This window comes from Undibacterium pigrum (assembly GCF_003201815.1).
Lineage (GTDB): Bacteria > Pseudomonadota > Gammaproteobacteria > Burkholderiales > Burkholderiaceae_D > Undibacterium > Undibacterium pigrum.
The window spans coordinates 464,456-488,033 of sequence record NZ_QJKB01000002.1 but is presented as its reverse complement, the minus strand read 5'-3'; the positions used below and the strand labels follow the sequence as shown (position 1 = coordinate 488,033).

General features: G+C 51.3%; 16 protein-coding genes. 12 read left to right on the top strand and 4 right to left on the bottom strand.

Features of this window, described 5'->3' with window-relative positions; all coding sequences use genetic code 11:
• The first annotated feature begins 296 nt into the window (after positions 1-296).
• From DFR42_RS09150 to DFR42_RS09115, 8 genes are all read left to right on the top strand, one after another.
• The gene (locus DFR42_RS09150) at positions 297-1,622 is read left to right on the top strand and encodes an ABC transporter substrate-binding protein (protein WP_245936899.1); all 1,326 of its coding nucleotides are present in this window, start codon (positions 297-299) and stop codon (positions 1,620-1,622) included.
• A gap of 18 nt (positions 1,623-1,640) precedes the next feature.
• Positions 1,641-2,357, top strand: a complete 717-nt coding sequence (locus DFR42_RS09145) for a response regulator (protein WP_110254649.1) — start codon at positions 1,641-1,643, stop codon at positions 2,355-2,357.
• Between the two features lie 61 nt (positions 2,358-2,418).
• Entirely contained in the window at positions 2,419-3,816 is a 1,398-nt protein-coding gene (locus tag DFR42_RS09140) for an ATP-binding protein (protein ID WP_110254998.1), read from the top strand.
• A gap of 416 nt (positions 3,817-4,232) precedes the next feature.
• Positions 4,233-5,453, top strand: a complete 1,221-nt coding sequence (locus tag DFR42_RS09135) for an ABC transporter substrate-binding protein (RefSeq protein WP_110254997.1) — start codon at positions 4,233-4,235, stop codon at positions 5,451-5,453.
• A 369-nt stretch (positions 5,454-5,822) separates the two neighbouring features.
• The gene (locus DFR42_RS09130) at positions 5,823-8,429 is read left to right on the top strand and encodes a TonB-dependent receptor (RefSeq protein ID WP_110254648.1); all 2,607 of its coding nucleotides are present in this window, start codon (positions 5,823-5,825) and stop codon (positions 8,427-8,429) included.
• Positions 8,430-8,586: 157 nt separating this feature from the next.
• Positions 8,587-9,945: a sugar MFS transporter gene (locus DFR42_RS09125; protein WP_110254647.1), complete on the top strand. Its 1,359-nt coding sequence runs from the start codon at positions 8,587-8,589 to the stop codon at positions 9,943-9,945.
• A 177-nt stretch (positions 9,946-10,122) separates the two neighbouring features.
• Entirely contained in the window at positions 10,123-10,440 is a 318-nt protein-coding gene (locus tag DFR42_RS09120; protein ID WP_110254646.1) for a helix-turn-helix domain-containing protein, read from the top strand.
• Positions 10,437-11,678 carry a type II toxin-antitoxin system HipA family toxin gene (locus DFR42_RS09115; protein ID WP_110254645.1) on the top strand — a complete coding sequence of 414 codons (1,242 nt, stop codon included), beginning with the start codon at positions 10,437-10,439 and terminating at the stop codon, positions 11,676-11,678. Before DFR42_RS09120 ends, DFR42_RS09115 begins: the two co-directional genes overlap by 4 nt.
• Here DFR42_RS09115 and DFR42_RS29740 read toward each other — a convergent pair.
• Entirely contained in the window at positions 11,675-12,649 is a 975-nt protein-coding gene (locus DFR42_RS29740) for a hypothetical protein (protein WP_245936897.1), read from the bottom strand. The genes DFR42_RS09115 and DFR42_RS29740 overlap by 4 nt on opposite strands.
• 321 nt (positions 12,650-12,970) lie before the next feature.
• Between DFR42_RS29740 and DFR42_RS09105 the strand changes: the two genes are divergently transcribed.
• Both DFR42_RS09105 and DFR42_RS09100 read left to right on the top strand, forming a co-directional pair.
• Positions 12,971-14,095 (top strand): SPFH domain-containing protein, encoded by a 1,125-nt coding sequence (locus DFR42_RS09105; protein ID WP_110254644.1) that lies wholly within the window; start codon positions 12,971-12,973, stop codon positions 14,093-14,095.
• Between the two features lie 96 nt (positions 14,096-14,191).
• A complete protein-coding gene (locus DFR42_RS09100; RefSeq protein ID WP_110254643.1) occupies positions 14,192-15,277 on the top strand; it encodes a TFIIB-type zinc ribbon-containing protein in 1,086 nt (361 codons plus the stop codon).
• Positions 15,278-15,321: 44 nt separating this feature from the next.
• On the opposite strand, the gene DFR42_RS09095 is transcribed toward DFR42_RS09100, so the two are convergent.
• The 3 genes from DFR42_RS09095 to DFR42_RS09085 form a co-directional block, all read right to left on the bottom strand.
• Positions 15,322-16,209, bottom strand: a complete 888-nt coding sequence (locus DFR42_RS09095) for a hypothetical protein (RefSeq protein ID WP_110254642.1) — start codon at positions 16,207-16,209, stop codon at positions 15,322-15,324.
• A gap of 46 nt (positions 16,210-16,255) precedes the next feature.
• Positions 16,256-17,005 (bottom strand): AAA family ATPase, encoded by a 750-nt coding sequence (locus tag DFR42_RS09090; RefSeq protein ID WP_110254641.1) that lies wholly within the window; start codon positions 17,003-17,005, stop codon positions 16,256-16,258.
• Between the two features lie 153 nt (positions 17,006-17,158).
• Positions 17,159-17,866: a YceH family protein gene (locus tag DFR42_RS09085; protein WP_110254640.1), complete on the bottom strand. Its 708-nt coding sequence runs from the start codon at positions 17,864-17,866 to the stop codon at positions 17,159-17,161.
• A 189-nt stretch (positions 17,867-18,055) separates the two neighbouring features.
• Between DFR42_RS09085 and DFR42_RS09080 the strand changes: the two genes are divergently transcribed.
• Positions 18,056-18,844 carry a hypothetical protein gene (locus tag DFR42_RS09080; protein ID WP_110254639.1) on the top strand — a complete coding sequence of 263 codons (789 nt, stop codon included), beginning with the start codon at positions 18,056-18,058 and terminating at the stop codon, positions 18,842-18,844.
• A gap of 247 nt (positions 18,845-19,091) precedes the next feature.
• Positions 19,092-23,432, top strand: coding sequence for an MG2 domain-containing protein (locus DFR42_RS09075; protein WP_170133462.1), 4,341 nt, complete (start codon positions 19,092-19,094; stop codon positions 23,430-23,432).
• Positions 23,433-23,578: the final 146 nt, after the last annotated feature.

The window sequence follows — 23,578 nt, the reverse complement described above, 5'->3', positions numbered from 1 at the left end:
TCAGCCCAACACTGGGCCTCAAGAAACGTATACGTCATCTAAACGCCGAGTGTTGGGCTGGTAAAGCGTAGCCCAACCTACGATTTTCAAGCATGTATAGCCACTTTATCTTTGTACGTATGCGACATCCGAAGTGAGCAGGGCAAGGTATTACATCCCAGGCCCTATTGTGTACACAAAAGAACAATGCCTACCAGAAAGCATCCCCCTTTGGTAATATGCATCCGGTTCGGTTTTCCAGATCAATCCTGAAAACCTGATTTCCCTGCTGCAATAACCTGCCCGGAAAAGCTCTTTTGATTTCGCCCGCCCATCATGTCGCTGCATCACCACCCGTCTGGCGCTTTGCCAGGGCGGCGGCGCTTGGGGTTTTGTGCATGGCGTTTTGCACAGCTAAAATCCATGCAGCTACACCGCAGTCTGACAGCACGCTGCAAGTCTTGCACTGGTGGACCTCGGCCAGCGAACGCAAGGCGGCCAGCCTGCTGGCGGCACGCATGGCAGATGAAGGTATCACCTGGCGCGATGCGGGCATACCCGGTGGTGCAGGCATAGGTGCGGGCAAAGTATTGAAGAGTCGCGTACTGGCCAATGATGCGCCCGAAGTCACGCAAATCATCGGTGTCTCCATACGTGAATGGGCAGACCTGGGTTTCTTGCTGGAGCTGGACAAGGTGGCAGCGGCCAATAAATGGAATACCAGTTTCTTCCCGACCATACAAAACCTGATACAGCACCGCAAGCATGTGGTGGCTGCACCGCTGGGCATACATCGCATCAACACCCTGTTTTATAACAAGAAAATATTCAGCACGCTAAAGCTTTCGCCACCAGAAAACTGGGATGAGCTGGTCATGGTTGCAGCCAAACTGAAAGCCGCAGGTCTGATACCACTGGCACAAAGCAGCGAACCCTGGCAAGTAGCCACCCTGTTTGAAAACCTGATACTGGCCGAGGGCGGACCAGAATACCATCGCGAATTATTCGTCAGACAAAATGCCCAGGCCGTGATGGACAAACGCTTCAGCCATGCGCTGGAACGCTTGCGCCAGATGAAAAGCTGGATGAATAATCCTGTTGATGAACGTCCGTGGACAGAAGTGGTACGTCAGTTTTCAAAAAATGAAGCGGCCATGATGATCACCGGTGACTGGGTCAAGGGTGAACTCAATGATGGCGGTTTTGTCACGGACGAGGCTTTCTCCTGCACGGCCATGCCGGGTACGGGCAAATACCATTTGTATAGTGTCGATACTTTTTCGATGTTCACCAACGATTATTCGCGCATCGCCGCCCAAGAAAAACTGGCCCGCCTGGTCGCCACGCCTGCGGTGCAGGTTGACTACAATGCCGTCAAGGGTTCGGTCTCGGTAAGGCGTGATGCTGACCCGGCGCGCATGGATAGCTGTGCCCGTGCTTCCTGGAATGCCTTTGCCCAGGGCGCAACCACGCAAGCGCCCAGCCTGGTGCACCGCATGGCTACCGACGAAACCAGCAAGGACGCCATCATCGCCGTAATACACAGATACTTTATCGATGCCACGGTCAGCCCCTCCGACACCCAGGCCAGACTGGTGGCGATGTATAAGACATTTGGCAATAATAAAAAACAAACTCCATAAAATGTGAGGCAGACAAAGATGACACGCAAAATACTGATAGTCGACGATGACCAGAAAACCCGGGTGTTACTGAAAACCTATCTGGAAAAAAATCAGTATGAAGTCATCCTCTCACACAATGGAGAGAGCTTTGTGGCTGAATTCAATAGCCAGATGAACCAGTTGTCGCTGGTGATACTGGATGTGATGTTGCCCGACACCGACGGCTTTGCCCTGTGCAAGGTAGTGCGGCAAAAATCCAATATACCCATCATCATGCTGACTGCCAGTTCAGATGACACTGACCGCATTGTCGGGCTGGAACTGGGTGCCGATGACTATATCGCCAAACCTTATAACCCGCGTGAACTGCTGGCGCGTATCAAGGCGATACTGCGCCGTACTGCAATTGCCGATGTTGCAGCAGCGCCGCGTTATTACCGTTTCCTGGGTTTCACGCTGGACCTGACAGAACGCAAGGTCACCGACAACACTGGTGAACTGGTGGCACTGACGGGACTGGATTATCAATTGCTGAAATATTTCGTCGAGCACCCGGGCGATGTGCTCGACCGTAATGTGTTGTCAGAAGAAACCCGTGGCCGTGATGCCGGCCCGCTGGACCGCTCTCTCGATGTACAGATCAGCCGCCTGCGCCTGCTGCTCAAGGATGACAGTAAACAGCCCACCCTGATCAAGACTGTGCGTGGGGCTGGATATGTGTTTTCTGCTGATGTGAGCGTGGTCAGTGCCTGAAGCGGCCATCGTGCTGAGGCGCTGGTTGCCGCAATCGCTGCTGGGCCGTTTGTCGCTGGTCATGGTGTGCGGTGTGTTGCTGACACAACTCGTGGGCAGCGCCATCTGGACCACCCAGCAACGCGCCAAGGCTGAGATAGAAGCCACCACGGCTGCACAATACCTGGCGCACAGTGCATCAAGCGCGATACGATTCTTTCGCAGCCTGCCACCTAATTACCGTACCGTGTTGATACAGCAATTCCGTGAGATGGGTGGAACGCGTTTTTTTGTGCAGGCGAACAATGCCTATGTCCCCATCACAGAAATAGAATCGCAAGCACTGGTGCATGCGGTGCTGGGCAAGGTTGGCAATACCCTCAAGACTGACTTGCCGCAATACCCTGAATTCAAGCTGGCCTTTGCGTGGCCGGATCAACTGACAACCTCTGTCGAAGGCACCCGCATCACCGACCTGCCCGAGAGCTGGGTGCAGCATATCCTGCTGATCAAGCCTGAACCCGCACCAGTGCTGGTGATACAGACCGAGCTGGAACCAGGCAACTGGTTATACCTGGCTGCCCTGATGCCCAATCCTTATTTTTTGAAGGGCAATGATCCTCTGTCCTTTGACCGCCTGGTCTTGCAGGGTCTGTCACTGGCGGCGGTATTGCTGCTCTCCATCATGGTGGTACGCTGGATCACGCGGCCACTGGCGGCCTTGTCAGATGCGGCTGCAGCCTTTGGCAAGGGTGAGCAGGTGCCAGACTTGCCTGAGACAGGCAGCAAGGAATTCATCAATACCGCCCGCGCCTTCAGTGCCATGCGCCAGCGCATACAAAGCTATATCGAAGACCGTGAACGCCTGTTCATCTCTATCTCGCACGACCTGCGCACGCCTATCACGCGTCTCAAGCTGCGTTCAGAGCTACTAGACGATGATGTCTTGCGTGGTGAATTTGAAGAAGACCTGGATGACCTTGACATGATGGTCAAGGGCGCTCTGCAATGCGTGAAGGATAGCGACATCCATGAAAACCCTACTGAAGTCAGGCTGGACCCGCTGATACGCAGACTGGTACGCAGTGCCCATCTGGCCAAACATAATGTGGCATACGCAGATTCAGGCCTGACTGTGCATGGCAAGCCACTGGCACTGAAACGTGCAATAGGTAATCTGCTCGACAATGCCCTCTACTATGGTGAACGTGCTGAAATCAGCGTACACGCTGCTGCGGATAGCGTCATCATAGAAGTGCGCGACCACGGCCCTGGCGTGCCGGAAGATGCCCTGCCAAGTTTGTTTGATCCCTATGTGCGCTTGGTACATGGCCGCAGCCAGAATGAAAGCGGTATGGGTCTGGGCCTGGGCATAGCCCGCAGCGTCATCGAAGCTCACGGCGGCAAGCTGGTACTGGAAAACCATGCTGAAGGCGGCTTGAAGGCCATCATCAACCTGCCCAAGGAAAACACTGCCTGAACGGGCATTTCCCACGTCTATGCTTTCTCGTTTCAGCTTGTCGCGCACGCACAAGCTGACAAGCCTCTGCGCGAATCACAACACCCGAATCCAGACTTTTGTAAAGTTTTGTAAGGAATTCTTAAGTTAAGTTTTGTCAGCTTGGGAATTCGCACATCTGTAAATCATCCACACCCTAGCAAACAGCAATACCAGCGCCAGAACCGGGTAAGGATTTGTAAGCTGTTCACCTGACCAGTTTGCACAAACCCTCAATAAATCAATCACTTATAAAAAGACGCACTAAACAGATATGCAAGTGGCATTACATTCATCGCATTGCTAGTATCAGTTTCAAGTAATTTATTTATACCGATTTGTTGAGCTTGAAAATATTCTTGACAGGATCTCTTTTGAACCGCATCCCCAAAATCGCCATGTTATGCATCACCGCCATGATGAGCACTGCCAATGCTGGCACGCTCATCCTGGAAAGCTGGCGCGTCGATGACAAGGCCTTGTGGGAAACAGTCCTGATACCTGCATTTGCCAAACGCCATCCCGGCATAGATATACGCTTTGCACCGACCACGCCGACAGAATATGACGCCAGCCTGCAAGCCCATTTTGCCAATGGTACTGCAGGTGACCTGGTAGCGTGCCGTCCGTTTGATGTGTCGCAATCCTTGTACAACAAAGGCTATCTCGAAAAACTGGATGGCAAAGCAGGTATGGAGCATTTTGAAGCAACTGCACTGCTGGCCTGGCAGACCGATGATGCGAAAACGACTTTTTGCATGCCGGTGGCTTCTGTTATCCACGGTTTTTTGTACAACAAAAAAATCTTCAAGAAACTCAATCTGCAGGCACCAAAAACCCAGGCTGAATTTTTGACCGTGCTGGATGCGGTAAAGAAGAATGGCACCTACATTCCACTGGCGCTGGGCACAGCAGAAAAATGGGAAGCCACACAAACCCTGTTCACCAGCATAGGGCCTAATTACTGGCATGGTGAAACTGGCCGCAAGGCGCTCATTGCAGGCAAAGCAAAATTTACCGACGCACAATATGTGGCTGCTTTTGATTATGCCGCCAAGCTGGGTTCCTACCTGCCCAGTACAGCCAGCACGCAAACCTATAGCGACAGCCAGCATCAGTTCGCCGCTGGCAAAGCAGCGGTCTACCCAGTTGGTTCCTGGGACATCTCTTACTTCAATCAGGTGCAGGGCCTGGATTTTGGGGTATTTGCACCGCCTGTGCGCGCCGCTGGTGACAAGTGCTACATCCTCGATCACATGGATATAGGTATAGGCATCAATAAAAAATCACGCAACAAGGAAGATGCCTATAAGTTTCTCGAATGGCTGGGTTCACAGGAGTTTGCTGACCTGTACACCAACCGCGTCACAGGATTTTTTTCATTGTCGAATCACTTGATTGCCGTACGTGACCCTATAGGAAAACAGATGATGGAATGGCGCACGGCTTGTGAATCGAGCATACGCGTCAATGCACAGATACTAAACCGCGGCCAGCCCAGCATGGAACAGGAATTATGGAATGTGAATGCCGATCTCTTGAACGGCACGGTGACAGGCAAGGAAGCAGCAACAAAGATACAGAACAGTTTTGCAAGTGTGTACAGGCTCAAGCGCTAAGAACGTGTTTACGATCTGTAGCGAGCGTGCGTCAGCGGGTTCAGTGTAACAAAAACGCAGCGCAAAAAGCGGAATGTACTCTAAGTACATGAGCATTTTGAGCAGCGCATGAGACTCGATCACGCTCGCGCAGTAAGATCGTAAACAGGTTCTAAGATCATACCTCCCCCAAGAAGTATGACTATTTTGCCGACGCTTAGCGCGGCGTCGGCATTTTTTTTCTGCGGTATGCCGCAATAAAAAACAAGAATAAAAATAAGATGCCATGAATGATTTTTATCCCGCTGGCTGGAATTAAAGGCGAGGTCAAATTGCAGTACAAAAAATAGATGTGATAACAATGAGTAAAACTAACTGAAGGAGACGTACATGAACACACCTGTATTCAAGAAAAAACTCTTACCGCAATTGATTGCCATCATTCTTAGTACCACGGCGTTTGATGTTGTTTATGCTGCCGATGAAGCACCTGAAGCTGCACCTGGCTCACAAGTCGTAGAAGTACGCGGCATACGCGATACCCTGAAAAAAAACCTGGCTGGCAAACGCGATTCGCAAAACATCGTTGACAGCGTCAACTCAGAAGACCTGGGTAAATTCCCGGATAAGAACGTCGCCGATTCCCTGCAACGCGTGCCTGGTATTTCTGTCGACCGCACCTGGGGTGAAGGTCGTGACATTTTCGTACGCGGCACCGACAAAAGCCTGAACATGACGCAATTGAATGGGCAGTCTGTAGCATCTGCCTACTGGTGGAAAAACGATTCACAAAGTCGCGGCTTCAACTATGACATCCTGCCATCTGAACTGGTCGGCAGTCTTGATGTTTACAAAAGCCCGTCGGCAGATCTGGATGAAGGCAGTATCGGTGGCCTGGTCAACGTCAAGACACGCAAACCCCTGCAATTCAAAACGCCTCTGACTGCGCAATTCTCGCTGGAAGCAACTTACTCTGACTTGCCCAAGAAAACCGATCCGCAAGTATCTGGCCTGGTAAACTGGAAAAATGATGAAGGCACGCTGGGTCTCTTGCTGTCCCTGAGCAAACAAAAGCGCACCATGCGTCGTGATGGCCTGGAGAATTTCACTGACTCCACCAAGTACACCATCATCGATCAAAACAATGTGGCGACGCCGAATGCCTATGCGTCATGGGGCGGTGGTTCTGCGATTTTCCGCCAGGACCGTGAACGCACTACTGGCAATGTCACGCTGCAAATCAAACCTAACCGTGACAGCGATATCTCTCTGAATTACATCAATTCAGACATGAACATGGATAATAATAACCAGAACTACCTGTGGCAAATAGGCGGCCTGGCCAACAAGCAAAATGTCATCAATATCACCAATCCACGTTTCATCACGACCTCTGACGGCACCAAGGCAGTCGTCGGTGGCACAGTCGGCCCGACGACTGGCGTCTCTTTTGAACCTATCTACCGCGAAGCCTATATCAAGTCCAAGATACTGGATCTGGAAGGTAATTATGAAGGCGATGGCTGGAAGCTGCATGGCCAGGCTGGCAGTACTTCTGCCGAAGGTGGCAGCAAGCATGACCGCAATTTCTGGTTCACTGGCAATACCCGTGCGACTGTGAATATCGCACCAGATACTTATGAAGTATCTTACCTCGACATGAACCCGCTCGACCCGACCAAACTCACATTACAAAATGCACGTGACTGGGTACGCAAGATGGAAAGCAAAGAAAACTATGTACAGGGCGACCTGACATGGGATCTGACTGGCTCCTTCATCAAGGATATCAAAGTAGGCCTGAAGTACCGCGACAACACTGTGCAAAACCACCGCACCATAGGCACGGTAGGCCCGGGAAGCACTGGCTGGGAATCCCTGAGCCTGGCTGATTTATCGACTGGTCCATCGCCACTGTTGAGCCAGGCCGCTGCAACTGGCGGCTCCCTGACCCAGTATGCTTGGGTGAATGATGCACTGGCCGCCAGCAAGGGCTTTGCCATGTATGACAAGGGCATGGTTTATAACGAAGCCAAAGGCGAGTACTACAAGATACAAGAGAAGATTACCGCAGCTTATATCAAGGCTGACTATGCCATCGACAAATGGCGTGGTGATTTTGGTGTGCGTCTGGTCAAGACCGAGCAAACTTCTGAAGCTTATCAAGACCTGACAGGCAAGGGCAACTATGTCATCAGTAGCACGACACGTACTTATAACGATGTATTGCCCAGCCTGAACGTGGTGTATGACTTACGTAAAGACCTGATACTGCGTGGCGCCATCGCCCGCGTCATGGCACGCAACACTTACAGCGACCTCAGTGCCAGTACCGAAGTCAGCGGCACGACCAATGCAGCAACTGCCGGTAACCCTTTGCTGAAACCCTACCATGCTGATCAGGCAGAGATAGGTGCAGAATGGTATTTTGCTGATGCCTCGATGTTGTCTGCCACGCTGTTCACCAAACGCCTGGATACCTTCATCTACACCTCGACTGCGCAAGAAAATGTAGGCGGTGTCACGCGTCCGGTAACACGTCCGCATAATGCCGACAACGGTGCCGTCATCAATGGTCTGGAACTGCAATGGCAACAGGCATTTGGTAATGGCTTCGGTGCCATCGTGAACTACACTTTCACTGATGCCAAGGCAGGCTCCATCGCTGGTGGTCAAAAACTGAATGTTATCGGCAACTCACGCAACCAGTTGAATGCCAGCGGCTATTATGAAAAAAATGGCTTCAGCGTACGCCTGTCATATAACTACCGTTCAAAGTCTTATGGCGGCCTGGATGAAGGTGGCCAGGATGTCACCAGCGCCTATGGACAGTGGGATGCCACGGCCAACTGGGATATCACACCAAAGATCAGCCTGTTTGCCACAGCCGTCAACCTGACCAACTCGGTAATACGCACCAATACTACCGACGGTTTGCCCGTCGGCGTGTATGAAAACGGTGCACGTTACAGCGTAGGTGTCAGAGCAAAGTTCTGATCTGTACCAAGGTGATCTGCAGCATAGGGATCATCGTATAGAGTGCTGTAAGAGCCTCCCCATACAAGCAGCAGGGGAGGCTTTTTTGCTCAGTCAGCAGGGGCTTCATCGTCCCTCTGCACCAGTATGACCATCTTACATATCTTTGGAATACCTCATGAATAACAATGATCAACCTGCAGGATCAGGCAAGGACGTGGTCATTGCCATGTTCTTTATCAGCCTGCTGTTTTTTATCCTGGGCTTTGCCACCTGGCTCAATGGCTCGCTTATCCCTTTCCTCAAAATAGTCTGCGACCTCAATAACTTCCAGGCGCTGTGGGTGACGTTTGCGTTTTACATTGCCTACACCGTCATGGCCCTGCCCTCGGCAGCGATACTCAGCCGTACCGGTTACAAGAACGGCATGACACTGGGCCTGGGCATCATGGCCGTGGGAGCCGTGCTGTTTATTCCCGCAGCAAAGTCCAGCTATTACGGCTTGTTCCTGCTGGCCCTGTTCACGCTGGCCACTGGCATGACCCTGATGCAGACCGCCATCAACCCCTATATCGTTTGCATAGGTTCACGCGAGAGTGCCGCCATGCGCATCAGTATCATGGGCCTGTTCAACAAGGGTGCTGGCATCGTCGTGCCACTGGTGTTTTCTGCCCTGATTCTGTCCGGCATAGAGCAATATTCTGATACGGCACTGGCCGCACTGGATCATGCTGGCCGCCTTGCCTTGCGCTCTGAACTGTCATCACGCCTGGTCTACCCCTATGCCATCATGGCAGGCGGCTTGCTGCTGGTGATGGGCATAGTGCATTTTTCTTCGCTGCCAGAATTGCGGGCAGAAGAAGAAAAGAACCAGCCAGAAGTCACCAGATGGGGCGTGCTGCAATACCCGCAACTGGTGCTGGGCGCACTGTCACTGTTCGCCTACGTAGGCGTGGAAGTCATCGCCGGTGACACCATAGGTCTGTATGGCCGCAACCTGGGTGTCAGCAACTATGCCGTGCTGACGTCCTACACCATGGGTTTCATGGTGCTGGGTTACCTGCTTGGTGCCACCACCATCCCCAAACTGATGACACAAAAAACCGCCCTGCTGTTCTCCGCCATCAGCGGCCTGCTGTTCACCATCGGCGTCGCCACCAGCTCAGCCACCGATACCGGCATTGCTCAGGCCCTGGTCGGCTGGGCAGGCGTGCCCGTCGTACCCAACACGGTTTTCTTCCTCGCCATGCTCGGCCTGGCCAACGCCCTGGTCTGGCCCTCCATCTGGCCACTGGCCCTGCAAGGCCTGGGCAAATACACCGCAGCCGGTTCCGCCCTGCTCATCATGGGCATCGCCGGCGGCGCACTGCTACCCATGTTATACGGAAAATTCTCCGACACAGGCAACCCCCAAACCGCCTACTGGGTCATGCTGCCCTGCTATCTGATGATTTTCTTTTATGCGGTGAAGGGGCATAAGTTGAGGAGCTGGAGGGCTGGTGCAGGACATCTGGAAAGGGTGGATCAGGCAGGGTGAGATAACGCCTGATTCTCATGCTACGATAGCCTCATCCTTGCAATAGCGAGGATGAGGCTTAATCATAAGGCAACAATTTGAGAAGAATTTGCTTAAAAAATAGGCCTGGTCTCATACCATAACCAGTATAATTCTATTGGAAAGTTAGATTATCTAACCTTAATCTATATAAAACCAATGGATTTCTCCCTGCTTTTACCTGATGAAATTTGCCAGACACTCGGCGAAAGAACGCGTGAGCGTCGCTTAATGTTGAACATCAGCGTAGAAGAGTTGGCGCAACGTACAGGTATCTCGGCGCAAACTGTCAGCAGCTTTGAACGTACGGGTAAATGTACCTTGAGTAACTTTGTTCGCATACTTGAGTCACTGAATGCCACACCAGATTTGCAGACAGTTCTGGCATCGCAAACTAATTCCATAGAAGATATGCGGGCAAAGTCTGCCGTACAAGCCAGGCAGCGGGCTTACCGTAAATCCAAGAGCCCGTCATGAAAGAGCTCAAGGTTAATTACAAGGCACATGGTGAATCCCTTTGGCTGGGGACACTGGCCGACGATGGCAGCGACATCTTGTTCCAGTATTCGCCTGAAGCACTCGCACGTGGGCTGGAACTATCCCCTATACGCCTGCCACTACGGCCATCTGCCTACCCGGACAAACAAACAGATTATCTGACCATCACCCGTGTGCCAGGATTAATCTACGACTCTTTGCCGGATAGTTGGGGTTTCCACCTGATGAACCGCCGCATGAAGGCGAAGGGTATCAATACTGACACTGTCTCAGTATTGGACAGACTCGCCTACCTTGGTGAAAACACCATGGGCGCTTTGACCTATGAACCCGCCAGCGAAAGCGACTTGGCAATCACAGACCTTGCATTAATCGAACTCGCAAAGGAAGTGCGGGCAGTACAAGCAGACGATAGTCACGAGGTCCTCGATGAACTGGCCAAGGCAGGCGGTTCACCCGGCGGTGCACGGCCCAAGGCCGTGGTTTACTACAAGCCTGCAACGAGTCAGATGAGCACTGAATACATGCCAGATGCAGAGGCCTGGCTCATCAAGTTCCCAGCGAAAGAAGATGCCAGCGATAGCTGTGCCCTGGAAGAACTATATGCCCGACTGGCACGCAAATGCGGCCTGGGCATGGGTGATACACAATTCTTTGAATTGCCAGACGGCATGACAGCATTCGGTGCAAAGCGTTTTGACCGCAATAATGAGCAGCGTGTCCACGTTCATTCACTGGCAGGCATGATGCATGTCAATTTCCAGATACCCGCCCTGGGCTATAGCGATTTCATGCGCGCAACCCGCAGACTGACGCGGGATGCAAGAGAACTAAAAAAAGCATTACAGCGTTGTGTCTTCAACGTCTTGATGAACAATCGGGATGACCATGCAAAAAACCTTTCCTACCTGCTTAACAAAAATAATGAATGGGAACTCGCCCCACCTTATGACCTGACTTATTGCACTGGCTGTAGAGGTGAGCATTTCATGGATATCGCTGGCGAAGGCAAAGCACCAACGCGTACACACATCCTGAAAGTTGCGCAAGACGGTGGGATAAAAGAAAAAGAAGCGCAGAATATTATTGATGAGATGCTGGGGTTAATTACTGGTTCTGATTTCAAGAATACTGCGCGAGATTTACCTATCTCGAAAAAGACATTGACGGCGGTGGGCAAAGTCATTGAGGCGAATAGATCAAAACTACACATCTAAATTTGAAACTGCGCAATAAGTTTTCTGATTTCTTCTATTTGCAAATGCAATTTTCTGTAATACTTCCCATAGCTGGAAAAGTGCAATAGAGAATAAACGGTTTTGTTACTATTTCTAAATAAGACGGGCAATACATCCGCCGTATCTATTGATTTACTGGGCAGCCAATTAAATGCACCACTGGAACGCATCAAGCTGGCAACCGTAGGAGTAATGAAGATGTGCGTGGCATCACCTTCGAGTATTGCTTGATTCAATCTCTTCAAATGAGTGGCATCCAAATCTTCAACAGAGAGCTTGTTGCGACCAACAGTCGGGAGATGAAATAACTCAACGAAAGAAATCAAATTGGCGTGTTCTGCTCCGAATCCTATACGCTCAAAATTTTGGTGATAGCGCTTTCCATCACCTTGATATTCACTTAGCAAAAACGGATGATGGACTTCGTGAGCATGCCAAAATTTCTCGGCATCCTCATGATACTCAAGCACCTTTGGAAAAATAGATATCTTTTCTATATCGACATCATAATTTGCATCAAGCCCGATAAACAGAAAACGCGATCGTTCGGGTGCAACACCTTGATATGGCTTATGCACGAAAAGTTCAACCAGGATTTTGCTTGGATGTACGATACTTTGTCCAGAAATTGTCGACTTCGGACTTGATGGAATACTAGTCCGCCTGGATATTCTCTCCGGAACTGTGTTTTTATCTTTGGAATTTAGTATGGCAGCTACCTGAACTGCATCTTCTTTTGAGGAAAATAAATACTTCAATGCAGCCTCAGGAAATTCTTTTTGAATCTCACGCAAACGCCCAGGATAATTTCCTTGCCTGTAAATGGTGTCTTGCTTCGCCCCCTTAATCTCGTACACACCGTAACTTCTAGGCAATGTTAATTGCCCATCTGCTTTCAGGCCTTCAGGTCCAATGGCCTTTGCAATCAGTTCATTCCAGGAAACGGGCATAAATACTCCTATTGGAGATAAATTGCAAAACTAAAGAAGAATATAGGAATCCATATTAAAACAGGACATGTACTATTAAAAAGTAATTAAAGCAATTAATGTGTTTTTGAAAATACCAGTTTTGCTTATTTACCTTCAGAAACAATATCAATAATTCCCCTCCCCACCCTTGTGATAATGTACCAATTCAGCAATACTCTGCCTACGCCGAATGTGCTGGTGAAATTCAGTCACTTGCGCCTATTCGCCGAATAGCTGCTGGCCGCTATCAATGAATTGCCTGCCAGCATCCTGCAAGAATTTTGTTTTTTGGAGAACACTATGGGTCTGTGGAATAAGCTCAGCAATGAATTTATCGATATTGTCGAATGGCTGGATGACAGTCCCGATGTCATGGTGCATCGCTTTGAGCGCTATCAGAATGAAATCAAGATGGGTGCCAAGCTGACGGTGCGCGAGGGGCAGATTGCGGTGATGGTCAATGAAGGCCAGATGGGCAAGGGCCAGGTGGCGGATGTGTTCACGCCCGGCATGTATGAATTGTCGACCGCCAATATGCCTTTGCTGAGTACGCTCAAGGGCTGGAAGTATGGCTTCAACAGCCCTTTCAAGGCAGAAGTGTATTTCTTCAAGACGACTCGTTTCACCAATATGAAATGGGGTACGGCTGGCCCTGCGACCATGCGCGACCCTGAATTTGGTGTGGTGCGTGTGACTGCCTTTGGTATTTATGGCATACGCATAGTCGATGCCAAGGCCATGCTGGTGGAGCTGGTGGGCACCAAGGCTGATTTCACGACAGCCGATATAGAAGAAAACCTGCGCGGCAAGATAGGCACGCGCATCAAGGAAGTCATGCCTGAGATAGGCGTGCCCATCATCGACCTGGAAGCCAAGGTCACCGAAGTGGGCAGGCGCATACAGGAAAAAATTGCGCCTGACTTTGTGCAATATGGTCTGGAACTGTGTGAAGTGCAGGTGCAGGACATAGGCTTGCCGGAAGAAGTGGAAAAAGCCATAGACCAGCAAGGTGCCATGCGGGTGATAGGCAATATGAACCAGTTTGCCCAGTACCAGGGTGCGCAAGCCTTGCGTGATGCTGCGCAAAACCCGGGCGCAGCAGGCACCATGATGGGCGTGGGTGTGGGTGGCATGCTGAGCCAGAGCATGGGCACGCTGTTTGGCAATAACCCGCAACCAGCCGCCAGCCCGGCTGCTGGTGCTGGCATGCCACCACCGTTACCAACGGCAGTGCAATACTTTGTCGCGCAAAATGGTGCACAGACCGGGCCGTTTGATCAGCATGTGCTGCAATCGCATGTAGGCAATGGCAGCCTGACACGTGACAGCCTGGTGTGGCGTCAGGGCATGGCTGCCTGGGGCAAGGCGGGTGACCAGGCTGACCTGGCTGGCTTGTTTGCATCCATGCCGCCGCCTTTGCCATAACAATCCATAGCAGTCCTGCGCAATCCATCCTTCATCTGATATGGCGTCGCACCTGCGGGTAGCGACGCCCAGTGTTTTGTTCTGGAATCATCATCTGTGACGACAAAAAACTATCCCTGTAAATCTTGTGGTGCCAAGCTGGAATACGCGCCTGGTCAGCATGCCCTGCAATGCCCTTATTGCGGTGCCAAGAATGACATTCCTGAAGACCAGGAAGCCACCATTGCGGCCGTAGAAGAACTGGACTATCAGGCTTACCTGGCAAACCAGGCAGGCAATGAACCCACCATCGCCAGCCAGAATGTGAAGTGCACGGGTTGCGGTGCAGAATCGCAACTGGCGGCCAATCTGGTCTCTGACCGTTGCCCGTTTTGCGCCGTACCGCTGATTGCGACCAATGCCTATGCTGCGCGCAAGATCAGGCCCAAGGCGATTGCCCCGTTTGATATCAAGGAGTCTGAAGCCCGCGGCAAGTTTGCCGACTGGGTCAAAGGTTTGTGGTTTGCCCCGAATGCGCTGAAGCAGGCTTACCGGGCCGAGCGTGGTCTCAAGGGCATCTACACCCCTTACTGGACTTATGATGCCGACAGCTATACCACCTACCAGGGCCAGCGCGGTGTTGATTACACAGTGACTGAGACCTATACCGAGAATGGCGAAACCAAGACCCGGCAGGTCACCAGAACCAACTGGTATCCGGTTTCGGGTGCGGTGCAGGTGGCCTTTGATGATGTACTGGTCATAGGCTCGAAAACCCTGCCGACTTCATATGCAGAAAACCTGGCTCCCTGGAAGCTTGAAAAATTGCAGGGTTACCGTGATGATTATGTATCCGGCTTCACGGTCGAGGCTTATCAGGTTGGCCTGGAGCCCGGCTTTGTAGATGCCCAGGGCAAGATGGAAAGCGTGATCCGCGATGCGATTTGCCGTGATATCGGCGGTGACCACCAGCGCATCAGCGCCATGCAGCCGCGCTATTCAAATATCAGTTTCAAGCACATCCTGCTGCCTATCTGGCTGTCGTCATACAAATACAGCGACAAGGTATACCGCTTTCTGGTGAATGGCCAGACTGGCGAAGTGCAGGGTGAGCGTCCGTATTCTGCATGGAAGATTGCAGGTGCCATCTTGCTGGGGCTGATAGTGGTGGGTGTGGTGATTATGCTGGGGCAAAAACAATAGTATTAGTACAGCCTCTTGATTGGCATGAGCGGGGCGGGTAACAGCTACTCGCCCTGCGCACGCATGCTAGCCTGGATTGCTGCAGTCACATCTGCGCGAAATGCCTGCGTATCATATTCAATACCGCGCTTGCGCAACTTCTCTTCCAGCGCATCAATAGCGGCCAATAAACTATCAAAGTAAAACTTGCGCTGTTGCCCGGGTGACCAGCTTGCCAGCGTCTGATCAAAGTAAAGCGCGGCACTGAAGCTGCGCTGATTTGCATTGTAATTTGCTACCTTCAAATGAGGTGCTGGCGACTCTTCAGATATGGCAGGCCCATGCAGAGTGAAATAGAAATACTCAAGATTTTCACCATACTGCGCTGGCCGCATGCTTTCATATAGCTGCGCCATCAAAGCCAATCTGATTTCATTCATTGCCAGACAGCTGGGGTTATCACTGCCGTACATACCCATGATGACAGGCATTTGTGCTTGATAATTACGCTGTGATGGCAATGACGCGCATGCAACTGCCGGGAAATCCACACTGGCATATCGCTGCCAGTCGTGGCCCGGTGTATCTGGCAAATCCGGGCTGAGGTGATAACTCGGGTTGCGTAATACCCAGCCTGCTTTTCTTTTACTCCAGCTACCTTCCCTGAACCTGCTTTGATTTTTTCCATTGATGAAGCGGGTATTCCAACAATCGCCATTGAAATGACTGACAGCATCTACACGCTCCAGCTCGCCCCAACCGACTATCGCCAGAGATTCACACAACCTGACAGCGACGGCCCATTGATCAGCATCCTCATATTCGACATGCTGTTTCAGTTCATCAAACAGTCTGGTACGCAGTTCTTTTACAGCAAAAGCGGACAGATACTGCGCAAGATCTTCCAGGGTTTCAGCGGCCATGATGCCCGCACTGAAGGTGTTATTATTCATTGATAAGCTATGTGAAATCCATGCACCTGGATAAATCGTTCAAGGCTCAACGCTGCATCAATTCATCCAGCATACGCTTTGGATTTGCCAGGAAATCCCGCGTGACTTTGTAGTGCTCGGTGTCTTCATATGCAATTTCTGCGATGCCTTCCTTGCCGCATTGGTAGATGCAGGCATCGGGATAAGCCATAAGTATGGGCGAATGGGTGGCGATGATGAATTGGGAATTGTCCTCGACCAGGTCATGGATGCGCGACAAGACCGCGAGCTGCCTTTGTGGTGACAGCGCAGCTTCTGGTTCATCAAGTATATACAGGCCCTGGCCGCCAAAGCGTTCTGTCATCAGTTTCAGGAAAGATTCACCATGCGACTGTTCATGCAGGGAGATGCCGCCATAGGAATTGATAATCGGTGGGGCACAACTAGGTTCTTCATCCAGCTTTTCAATTTCCGTAGCCACATTGAAGAAACTCTCGGCACGTAAAAAGAAACCATCACGCGGCTTGCGCACGCCCTTGGCTATGCGCAGATATTCATCCAGCACAGAGTGCGAACGCCGTGTGCCAAAGCTGAAATTCTTGGTGCCACCCTCGGCATTAAAGCCCAGAGAAACAGCAATCGCCTCAAGCAAGGTAGATTTACCTGAACCATTTTCACCAACAAAATAGGTGATCTTGGGATGCAGATCCACATACTCGAAGTTTTTTATCGCCGGTAATGAAAACGGGTAACGCTCAAAAGACTCAACGATATCCCTGCGCAAACTGACGCGGCTGACGTACTGTTTTGAAATCATGTTGAATCACAAATAATCAAACTCAATATTTCTCAACAAGACACAGAGAAAACACACTCAGTAGAAAATTCTCGGTGTCTACTCTATGTCTCTATATCTCTATATCTCTATGTCTCAGTGTCTCTGTGGTGAGCTTTTTGGTCTTACAGTCAATTATTCAAACTGCTTCTTGAACTCTGCAAACTGTGCACTCAAGTCGCTCACCTGCTGTTTGAGTTGAGCAACTTCTGCTTCGAGCAGGCTGACCCTGTCATTTTTTGAGCCACCAGCGCTGGCAGGGCTACTGGCTTCTGCCTGGTCCAGGCCCTCTTCATCGCAAGACAGCAGGTGCGCATAGCGCGGTTCCTTGGTGCCAGGTGTCAGGTTCAGGCGGGCGACCAGGGGCGGATATTTATCCATCAAGTAGTCGAGGCATTTTTCCACATCTGCGACGCTGGCAAATTCATGCAGGCGGCCAACGCGGGCACGGATTTCGCCTGCGGTCTGGAAACCGCGCAGCATGAGTATGGTCAGCACGGCCACCTTGGGCTGGTCCAGCATCCATTTTATGCGCATGCGATGTTCATACTTGGCGACACGAGCACCGGCCTGGTGGATGGCATTCACCAGTTTTTTGGCGGCCAGCCTGTCTATGGCTTCCAGTACCTCAGACTCAGTGACGGACATGACGGGGTCGCGGCTGGTGAGCTGGTTGCAGGCATTGACCAGGGTATTGAGTGACAAGGGGTAATTGTCGGGCGTAGCGGCTTCTTTTTCTGCCAGCACGCCCAGTACGCGCACTTCAACTGCGTCGAGGAATTGTGCATCTGCTGCTGGCGTGGCTGCTGTGCTGCCTGATTCGCTGGTATTTTCTGTGTTCATAGGTCTTCCTCAGATGATTGCTGCGAACGGTACAAGCTCGCGATGGCTTCATATTATCCTTAAAAATTGAAAATGTGACACCAGATGATAAGAAAGCAGCAATCTCTTCAATTATTTTTAAAAATCTTAACCCCTTTTGTTTTGCTGCTCCGTTTAATGATCATCGCCCTCATGTTTATGGAGAAGAAAATGAAAAAATGGATACCCATACTGGCCAGCCTGGTATTAGCCAGTATCACCAGCATTGCTGGTGCCGGGCAATTGGCGGCAGTCAGCATCATCAATCAAAGCACAGGCGAACGCCTGCCTGTCTGGCGGCACCAGGGTAATAATTATGTCGCTGGCAAGCCGGGTGAGCGTTATGCGATAGAAGTCAGGAACAAGACTGGTGAGCGCATCTTGTCAGTATTATCCGTCGATGGCGTCAATGCATTGACAGGCAGCACGGCATCACAGGCGCAATCCGGCTATGTGCTGGGTGCCTGGCAGCCAGTGGAAATCAAGGGCTGGCGCAAGAATATGGATGAAGTGGCCGCTTTCTACTTCACGCAATTGTCTGATTCTTATGCGGCGCGCACAGGGCGGCCCGACAATGTCGGTGTCATAGGCGTGGCCTTGTTCCGCGAATATGTTGTGCCTGCGCCTGTGGTCCAGCCAGAATATGAACGCATGGCACCCACGGCCCCCATTGCGCCTGCTCCCGCAGCATCTGGCATCATGTCCAAGAGCGCAGAGAGTCGCGCTGAAAAAGCCGATACCCGCATAGGCACAGGCCATGGCGAAAGGATTAACAGCGCAGTAAGGTCAACCGACTTCCAGCGCGCCAGTTCACAGGCAGATGAAATCATCAGCATACGCTATGACAGTTATGCCAACCTGGTGGCGCGTGGGATTATCCCGCGCGGTCGCGATGTCTATCCTGCACAGCCCAATCCCTTCCCTGGTGGTTTTGTGCCTGACCCTGGTCACTACCGCTAAGAACCTATTTACGATCTTACTGCGCGTGCGCAATTTGTATCGATGCGGGGCTCATGCGCGGCTCAAAATGCTCATGTACTTAAGTGCATTCCGTTTTTTGTGCAGCTCTTCACCCCGCTGACGCACGCTCGCTACAGATCGTAAACAGGTTCTAAGTAAATTTCCATCATCCATATCCACACGCGCCATGGTTTTACCTGGCGTGTGGAAAAACACGCCCTACAGCATCCAATTTTCGGAGACCACCATGATAAAAAAACCAAGCAGCTTAATACTGACGCTCATGCTCAGTGCCTGCCAGATCAGCAATGTCGCTGAACAAGATCCCGCTCAAGTGACAGAACTGGCGCGACAAGCCGGGCCGCTGGAAGCAGATAGTGATGTCACAGAGACCAAAGACAGCAAGGATGCGACAAAGGCTGCAAGCAAGACTGTGCAGGCACCCGTCGCCGCAGAACCCGCGCCTGCCGCTGCCAATCGTGACAACACTGTGCGCGGTAAAGACTTGCCAGCCTTGATCAATAATCACTTTGAAGGCAATGCCGGGCGGCAGATGTTGATACAGGTAGACAAGCCCTTGTACAAACCAGGTGAAACCATCTGGTTCAAAGCCTGGGATTTGAAGACCAAAACCTTGGCCCCCGCAGACACTGCCGCCATCACCATAGAATTGATTTCACCCAAGGGTAGCGTGGTATTGAGCAAGCAACTGGAAGTGGCTGCTGGTAGCGCAGCCAATGATTTCATCATCCCGCCAGAAGCACAGGGAGGTGAATACACTTTGCGCGCCAGCACAGGTGAAGGGCAAAGAGCGGAGCGCAGTATCATCGTCTCGGCCTATGAAGCACCACGCATGAAAAAGAAACTGGAATTTGTCAAAAAATCTTATGGCGCAGGAGACCAGGTCAGTGCCACTATCGAAGTCAAACTACCTACTGGAGAAGTGCTGGCGGGTAAGCAATTGATTGCGATTGCAACGGTGGATGGTGTTGAGCTGCCGCGTATAAAAACCACGACCAATGCCAGCGGTGATGCTCTGGTCAAGTTCGACTTGCCCAAAAAAATTGAATCAGATGAAGGTTTGCTCACCATTCTGGTGGAGGATGGTGGCATTACAGAATCCATCTCCAAATCCATCCCCATCCTGCAGAAAAAACTCTCGCTGGATTTCTTCCCTGAAGGTGGCAAGATGGTGGCAGGTTTGCCCAGCCGTTTGTATTTTGAAGCAAAGAACAAGCAAGGCAAACCAGCAGATGTAGAGGGTCGTCTGGTCGATGATCTGGGCAATGCCGTTGCCCGTTTCTCTACTTATAAAAATGGTTTGGGCCGTATCAATTTCACACCCGCTACTGGCCGCAGTTATCGTGCAGAAATCAGTAAGCCTGATACCGTCACCGAAACGTATGCACTGCCACTGGTAGAAGAAAAAGGCTGCGTCTTGCGTAATTATGATGATCTCGATGGTCAGGAAAAAGCTTTGCGCATAGCTGTGCAGTGCACGGAAAAACAAAAGGTCGTAGTGGCTGCCACGGTACGCGAAAACGTTTTTGATGTCGGCTCTATTGAGGCTGGCACTGACAAGCCTGCGGTGATTTATTTAAAAGCCAAGGATGCGGCAATACAAGATGCGGCAGGCATTGCCAGGGTCACCTTGTTTGATCAGAATCTGAACCCATTGGCAGAACGCCTGGTGTTCCGCAATCGTCGTCACCGCCTGAATGTGAAGGTGGAGCCGGATAAAAAATCCTATGTGCCGCGCGGCCAGGTCGCCTTGAATATCACGACCAGAGATAGCAATGGCAAAGTCGTGCCCGCCGAGTTGACGCTGGCTGTGGTGGATGACACTGTGATCTCTTTTGCAGATGACAAGAGCGCGCATCTCTTGTCGCGCCTTATGCTGGAAACAGAATTGCCAGGCAAGATAGAAGAACCCAATTTCTATACTGACCTGACAGAAGAAAAAAGCGCACTGGCACTGGACATGTTGATGGGTACGCGTGGCTATCGTCGTTTTGAATGGCAAGCAGTGCTGAATGCCGATATGTCCGTCGGCACAGTGATAGACGGCAGAGTAAAGCGCAAAGCTGGCATGCGTCCGGAGATAGCGTTTATACAGCCGATGGCAGCACCACCTGTAGTGATGGTGCCAGTTCCAATGATGGCAATGCAAATGGCCCCGGCACCAGTTGAATTAAACAAGATGGCCGCTCCACCACCTGATGCCAGACCTGAAGTGAAATCTGTGCTTGCAGCAAATGCCGTCATGCCGCCTGCACCAAAAGTAGAAATTCTCGCTAAGCCTGTCGTCAGGGCCGATATGGTAAATGGTCTGGTCGCTGAAGAAAAATTCTTCCCCGCTCAAGCCACGAAGGAAATCGCCGTAGACAAGGACTTTGCCCGGGCTGCCGCCAAAGTGGAAGAACCTGAAGCCAGACGGCGCCAGACCTGGGCCGCTGTACGGGTCTTTCCTGTACCTACATTCAAACCAGATTATGCCGGGCCACGCGACGACTATCGCGAAACTGTCATGTGGGCACCTAAAGTCCAGACCGACAAGCAGGGTAAAGCAAGGGTAAAGTTCACCTTGTCTGATGCTGTGACTTCTTTCCGCGTTTCTACTGAGGGTATCAGTGCCACGGGTGCGGGCCTGGCGGGACGGGATGAAACTGTCATCAAGTCTTCACTGCCATTTTCATTGTCAGCCAAACTGCCGCTGGAAATATCGGCAGGTGACAAGCCGCTGATCCCGGTAACACTCAGCAATGATAGCGAACAAGCCCTGGATGTGACGCTGGATGCCAATTTTGGCAAGTTGTTGAAAGCGACAAATAGCAAGGGGAATAATGACAAGCTGGCAGCAGGTCAGCGCAAGAGCATGTTCATCCCGCTGGAAGTGACGGGCACGCGTGGGCAATCTGAAGTGCAGTTGTCAGCCAAGGCATCGGGCTTGAAGGATGAGGTCTTGCGCAGCATACCTGTGGTAGCACCTGGTTTTCCGCAACTGGCAGAAAAGTCAGGGCAAATTAAAGGCGAAGCCAGTTATGAGGTCGATTTGAGCAAAGCCAGTAAAGGCAGTGTACAGGCCAGTATCAAGGTCTACACTTCTTCACTGTCTACCATGATCTCTGGCCTGGAAGGCATGTTGCGTGAACCATCTGGTTGTTTCGAGCAAACCTCGTCTACCAATTACCCGAATGTGATGATCATGCAATACCTGAAACAGCATGATGTAGCAGACACTGCCTTGCTGGAGCGTACAGGCAAATTGCTGGATAGTGGCTACAAGAAACTGGCTGGTTTTGAATCACCGAAAAAAGGCTATGAATGGTTTGGTGGCGACCCGGGACATGAGGCACTGACTGCCTATGGCCTGCTGGAATTTGCTGACATGAAACCTGTCTACGGTGCCGTCGATACGTCCATGATGACGCGCACTGCAGCATGGCTGAAGTCCAGGCGCGATGGCAATGGTGGTTATAAAAAAGATGACAAGGCACTTGATAGTTTTGGCCGTGCCAATCCTGCAGTAACCGATGCCTATATCACCTGGGCACTGGTGAGTGCAGGTGAGACTGGTCTGGATAAAGAGATTGCCAAATCTGTGGCGCTGGCTGAGAACACCCAGGATGCTTATCAAATGGCACTGGCAGTTGGCAGCATGCTGGAAGGCAATGGCAAAACAGTCGTTGCAGAAAAAACTCGTAAAACTGCAGTAGAAAAACTGGCGAATATGCAAGCTGCATCCGGCGCATGGACCAATGCCGATCATTCCATCACCCGCAGTGGTGGCAGCAATCTACATATAGAAACCACTTCACTGGCGATACTGGCCATGCTGAAATCGGGCGATCATATGGAGCAGGCGCGCAAGGGTATCAACTGGCTGCAAAATAACCGCAGTGGCTTTGGTCAATGGGGTGCAACACAGGCAACCGTGCTGGCCTTGAAAGCCATGATTGCCTTTGACAATGCCACCCGCGTTGCGCCTAAATCTGGCAAGATCAGCTTACTGGTTGATGGCCTTGTCGTCAGCGAAAAAAGTTATGAGGCAGGTCGTCGTGACGCGATCTTGTTTACAGACTTTGATCAGGCACTGGCACCTGGCAAACATACCATCACTCTGAAGTCGCAAAACAGCGATGCCCTGCCTTATTCGATTGCCGTTGAATATCGAACTACCGAACCGGCATCTTCAAAAACTGCGGTACTTGATCTGCAAACCCATTTAGCCAGGTCGGAATTAAAAATGGGTGAAACCGTCAGGCTGGATGCAGTCATCAGCAATAAGACCCAGACTGGTCAACCCATGAGCCTGGTTCGCCTGGGCTTGCCTGGTGGACTGACTTTCCAGAACTGGCAGCTCAAGGAATTGCGTGAAAAAGGCCAGATCGCTTTCTTTGAAACCCGTGCCCGTGAAGTAATACTGTACTTCCGCGACATGAAGCCTGGTGAAGTCAAGAAACTGGGCATAGACCTGGTGGCAAGTGTGCCAGGCACTTATAGCGGCCCTGCATCATCGGCCTACCTGTACTACAACGATACGGACAAAACGTGGACCAGTCCACTGAACATCAACATCACGCCCTGAGCATACTGAGTAATAGCAGGGGTAAGGTGCAGCATTTTTTCCACAGGATATACGCTGAAGGAAAAGTGCTGTACCTGGCATGGGTATGCAAGTATCTACCAGCACGGGGTCTCAGAAATTTTTCCGGGGCCGCAGAGATTTCCGGT

Excerpts from the sequence above, each read along its gene's own strand:
- DFR42_RS09145 (WP_110254649.1), top strand. The coding sequence starts at position 1,641 with ATGACACGCAAAATACTGATAGTCGACGATGACCAGAAAACCCGGGTG.
- DFR42_RS09140 (WP_110254998.1), top strand. The coding sequence starts at position 2,419 with ATGGTGTGCGGTGTGTTGCTGACACAACTCGTGGGCAGCGCCATCTGG.
- DFR42_RS09135 (WP_110254997.1), top strand. The coding sequence starts at position 4,233 with ATGTTATGCATCACCGCCATGATGAGCACTGCCAATGCTGGCACGCTC.
- DFR42_RS09130 (WP_110254648.1), top strand. The coding sequence starts at position 5,823 with ATGAACACACCTGTATTCAAGAAAAAACTCTTACCGCAATTGATTGCC.
- DFR42_RS09125 (WP_110254647.1), top strand. The coding sequence starts at position 8,587 with ATGAATAACAATGATCAACCTGCAGGATCAGGCAAGGACGTGGTCATT.
- DFR42_RS09120 (WP_110254646.1), top strand. The coding sequence starts at position 10,123 with ATGGATTTCTCCCTGCTTTTACCTGATGAAATTTGCCAGACACTCGGC.
- DFR42_RS09115 (WP_110254645.1), top strand. The coding sequence starts at position 10,437 with ATGAAAGAGCTCAAGGTTAATTACAAGGCACATGGTGAATCCCTTTGG.
- DFR42_RS29740 (WP_245936897.1), bottom strand. The coding sequence starts at position 12,649 with ATGCCCGTTTCCTGGAATGAACTGATTGCAAAGGCCATTGGACCTGAA.
- DFR42_RS09105 (WP_110254644.1), top strand. The coding sequence starts at position 12,971 with ATGGGTCTGTGGAATAAGCTCAGCAATGAATTTATCGATATTGTCGAA.
- DFR42_RS09095 (WP_110254642.1), bottom strand. The coding sequence starts at position 16,209 with ATGAATAATAACACCTTCAGTGCGGGCATCATGGCCGCTGAAACCCTG.
- DFR42_RS09090 (WP_110254641.1), bottom strand. The coding sequence starts at position 17,005 with ATGATTTCAAAACAGTACGTCAGCCGCGTCAGTTTGCGCAGGGATATC.
- DFR42_RS09085 (WP_110254640.1), bottom strand. The coding sequence starts at position 17,866 with ATGAACACAGAAAATACCAGCGAATCAGGCAGCACAGCAGCCACGCCA.
- DFR42_RS09080 (WP_110254639.1), top strand. The coding sequence starts at position 18,056 with ATGAAAAAATGGATACCCATACTGGCCAGCCTGGTATTAGCCAGTATC.
- DFR42_RS09075 (WP_170133462.1), top strand. The coding sequence starts at position 19,092 with ATGATAAAAAAACCAAGCAGCTTAATACTGACGCTCATGCTCAGTGCC.